The sequence below is a fragment of the Actinomadura sp. KC345 genome (assembly GCF_004348515.1).
GTDB lineage: Bacteria > Actinomycetota > Actinomycetes > Streptosporangiales > Streptosporangiaceae > Spirillospora.
In genome coordinates, this window is sequence record NZ_SMKH01000474.1 from 1 (window position 1) to 3,812 (window position 3,812).

General features: G+C 74.2%; 4 protein-coding genes and 1 pseudogene. 4 read left to right on the forward strand and 1 reads right to left on the reverse strand.

The annotated features are described in order from the left end of the window. The 4 genes from E1281_RS38350 to E1281_RS38365 form a co-directional block, all read left to right on the forward strand. Positions 1–1,181 (forward strand): hemolysin family protein (locus E1281_RS38350; protein ID WP_131884605.1); only part of this gene is annotated, 1,181 nt, incomplete at its 5' end. Further along, positions 1,178–2,194 carry a CNNM domain-containing protein gene (locus E1281_RS38355; protein ID WP_131884606.1) on the forward strand — a complete coding sequence of 339 codons (1,017 nt, stop codon included), beginning with the start codon at positions 1,178–1,180 and terminating at the stop codon, positions 2,192–2,194. The genes E1281_RS38350 and E1281_RS38355, both read left to right, overlap by 4 nt. Before the next feature lie 58 nt (positions 2,195–2,252). Beyond that, on the forward strand, positions 2,253–2,501 hold the full coding sequence (locus E1281_RS38360) for an RNA polymerase subunit sigma-70 (protein WP_131884607.1): 249 nt from the start codon (positions 2,253–2,255) through the stop codon (positions 2,499–2,501). Between the two features lie 4 nt (positions 2,502–2,505). Further along, the gene (locus tag E1281_RS38365; RefSeq protein WP_131884608.1) at positions 2,506–3,051 is read left to right on the forward strand and encodes a Clp protease N-terminal domain-containing protein; all 546 of its coding nucleotides are present in this window, start codon (positions 2,506–2,508) and stop codon (positions 3,049–3,051) included. A gap of 25 nt (positions 3,052–3,076) precedes the next feature. On the opposite strand, the pseudogene E1281_RS40910 reads toward E1281_RS38365, so the two are convergent. Next, positions 3,077–3,812, reverse strand: a pseudogene (locus tag E1281_RS40910) (hypothetical protein); the annotation flags it as partial.

The window sequence follows — 3,812 nt, forward strand, 5'->3', positions numbered from 1 at the left end:
TAAGAGACAGGCTGTCGTTCATGCTGTCGGGCGCGCAGCTCGGCATCACGGTCACCGCGCTGGTGGTGGGGTTCATCGCCAAGCCGGCGCTGGCCGACCTGATCGCGCCGGCGCTGCGCGCGGGCGGGGTACCGGACGCGGCGACCGGCGGGGTGGCGGTGGCGCTCGGGTTCGCCCTCGCCACCGTGATCCAGATGGTGCTGGGCGAGCTGTTCCCGAAGAACCTGGCGCTGGCGCGGGCGGAGCGGCTGGCGCGGGCGCTGGCGACCTCCACGCTCGTGTACCTGGCGGCGGTGGGGCCGCTGATCAGGCTGTTCGACGCGTCGGCGAACCGCCTCCTGCGCGCGGTGGGCATCGAGCCGGTGGAGGAGCTGCACCACGGCGCGACGCTGGAGGAGCTCGGGCGCATGATCGGCGAGTCCGGCGAGAACATCCAGGCCGGCCACGCCGACCTGCTGGAGCGGGCGCTGGCCTTCTCCGAGCGGGACGCCGCGGAGGTCATGATCCCCCGCGTCGACGTGGTGACCGTGTCGGCGTCGGCGTCCGTCGCCGAGCTGAGCGAGGTGATCTCCGCGACCGGGCACTCCCGCTACCCGGTCACCGGGGAGCGCGTCGACGACCTCGTCGGGGTCGTGGGGCTGGAGGAGCTGATCCTGCTCGCCCCGGGCGGCTCCGGGCGCACGGAGGTCGGCGGCCTCGCGAAGGCGCCGCTGCTGCTGCCCTCGTCGCTGCCGCTGCCGGACGTGCTGCTCCGGCTGGAGAGCGCCGCCGCGCCGATGGCCTGCGTGATGGACGAGTACGGCGGCTTCGCCGGGATCGTCACGTGGGAGGACGTCGCCGAGGAGCTGGTCGGGGAGATCGCCGACGAGAACGAGCCCGGGGAGGACCTCGCGATCCGGATCGGCGAGTGGTGGACGACCGACGCCGGCCTGCGGATGGACGAGGTCGCCCACGAGACGGGGATCGCGCTGCCCGAGGGCGACTACGAGACCGTCGCGGGCCTGCTGCTCAAGCGGCTCGGCCGCGTCGCGGAGCCCGGCGACGTGGTCACCGTCGACCTGCCTCCGGCGCGGCTGGACGAACCGCCCCGCACCGCCGTCGTCGAGGTCCTGACGATCCACCGGCACGTGCCCGAGCTGATCCGCGTCCGCACCGTGGAGACCGCGGAGGAGGGCCGGTGAGCCTCGCCCTCGGCGCGTTCGTCACGCTGGCGCTGCTGGTCGGCAACGGGTTCTTCGTCGCCACGGAGTTCGCGCTGGTGGCGGCCAGGCGGCCGCGCCTGGAGCGGGCGGCCGCGCGCGGCGGCCGGGCCGCGTCCGCGGCCGTGGCGGGCATCGACGAGCTGTCGCTGACCCTGGCCGGCGCGCAGCTGGGCATCACGATGTGCTCGCTCGGCCTCGGGGTGGTCTCCGAGCCCGTGTTCGCCGCGACCTTCACGCCGCTGGTCCACGCCGCGGGCCTGCCGGAGGGGGCGGCGCACGCGGTCGCGTTCGTCCTCGCCCTCGCGCTGGTGACGTTCCTGCACATGGTCGTCGGCGAGATGGCGCCGAAGTCGTGGGCGATCACCGACCCGGAGCGCTCGGCGACCCTGCTCGGCCTGCCGTTCCGCGCGTTCGCCACCGCCGCCCGCCCGGTGCTGGCCGTCCTGAACGGCGCGACGAACCTGCTGCTGCGCATGATCGGCGTCCAGCCGGTGAACTCGCGGGAGGTGGCGCGCACGCCGGAGCAGCTGCACAGCATCGCGCAGGACTCGCGGCGGCTCGGGCTGATCGAGGAGACCGAGCTGACGCTGCTCACCACCGCGCTGGACGCGCCGCGCGCTCCCCTGTCGGATCTGGTCGTGCCCGTCTCGGAGATCGTGTCCGTCCCGCCCGCGGCGTCGCCGCAGGAGGTCATCGACACCGCCGCCCGCACCGGGAGGCTCCGGATCATGCTGCGGGGGTCGGGCAGGCAGGCGGCCCGCATGGTGCACGTCCGGGACGCCTACCTGGCCCGTGCGCGCGGCCGCGAGACCCCGGCGCGGGAGCTGGCGCACCCGGTGCCGGCGATGCCGATCGGGACCCCGGTCGGGGAGGCCGTCGCCATCCTGAAGGCGGACCACAGCCACCTCGGCCTCGCGGTGGACCCGGACGGCCGCATCGCCGGCATGGTCAGCCTGGACGACCTCCTCACCACCCTGCTGACCGTCCGCTGACACTCGCCCGCCGTCAACATCGGTTGACATCCCTCGCGTGTCAACCTACATTGACGCCATGAGCGATGGAGTCACGCTCGCCCAGGAGGCGGGCAGCCGGGACCCCGCGGTCGGGCTGCGGGCCGTGCGCGCACTGCGCGAGCTGGCCGAACGGCTGGAGTCCCTCCAGGTCGCCAGCGCCCGCGACCAGGGGTGGTCCTGGCAGGAGATCGCGGTCTGCCTCGGTGTCAGCCGGCAGGCCGTCCACAAGAAGCACGGGCAGAGCAAGCAGGGCGGCGGCCGCCGCCGCCTCAGGAAGGAGCAGTAGCACGATGTTCGAGCGTTTCACCGAGGACGCGCGGCAGGTGGTCACCGGCGCCCAGGAGCAGGCACGCGCACTCAAGCACCATCACATCGGCACCGAGCATCTGCTGCTCTCCCTGCTGGACGGCGACACCGCCATGACCCGCGCCATGGGCGAGCACGGGCTGGACGCGTCCGGCATCCGGGCGCGGATCACGCGGATGAGCGAGGACCCACTCGACCCCGAGGCGCTCAGGACCCTCGGCATCGACCTGGACGCCGTCCGCGAGGCGACCGAGCGGGCCTTCGGCGAGGGGGCCCTGGACGCGCCCGGGGCCGGGTCCGGCCGCCCCCGAAGGCACATCCCCTTCACCCCGAAGGCGAAGAAGGCCCTGGAGCTGAGCCTGCGGCACGCGATCCGGCTCAATCAGAAGGAGATCCGCGACGGGCACGTCCTGCTCGGCGTCCTGCACGACGACGGCTTCCTGTCGGTGCGGCTCGCGGCCGAGGCGGGCGTGGACGTGCCGGAGCTGCGCGCCCGCATCGAGCGGCTGATGGGCTCCGCCGCGGCCTGACCCGCCCGGCCGGTGCCGCGCCGTGTCAGCGGCGCGCGGCCTCCCAGCCCTGGACGAGCTCCGCCGTGGCGTCCCCGACGAGCCCGACCTTCAGGCCCTGCTCGCCGTGCTCGACCTGGACCTCCACCGGACGCAGGTCGGGGACGCGGCCGCCGTAGAGGGCATCGCGCTCCGGCAGCCCCTCGTACTCGCCCGGCCGCCACCAGTACACCTGCGGGCTGATCGGCTTCTCCCCGTTGCCGGCCAGCTTGGCGGCCACGTCCTGGACGGTCTTCATGGCCAGGACGAGGTGCTGGTCCGTCCCGATCTCGTGGATCGTCACGTACTCCGGGAGCGGGAAGGCGACCAGCGCGCCGAACGGGAGCGGGCCGGGGAAGTAGCGGCGGAGGACGTGCACGTGCGCGCCGATGTACCGGTGCTGCTCCCCGATGTTGACGACCTTCACCCCGTCCATGTCCGTCGCCTGGACGTAGTGGGGCTCGTCCTGGATCGAGTGGGTCAGCGCGGCCCCGAACGCCGCGTTCTCGCCGAGCCCGCCGAGGTCGGCCCGGTTGAGCGGCATCATCGAGTCCGGGTAGTCGACCACGACCGTCTGGACGAGACCGGGCGCGAGGGGCCTGGTCACCAGCGCCGCCAGCATCCGCTCGTCGAGCGCCTGCTCCGGGTAGAGCCGGACGCGCAGGTTCCCGGCGGCGAGGAGGCCGTTGGCGTCGCCCGCCGCCCCACCCGGCGCGGACGCGGGAGGGGGCGCGGACGCGGGC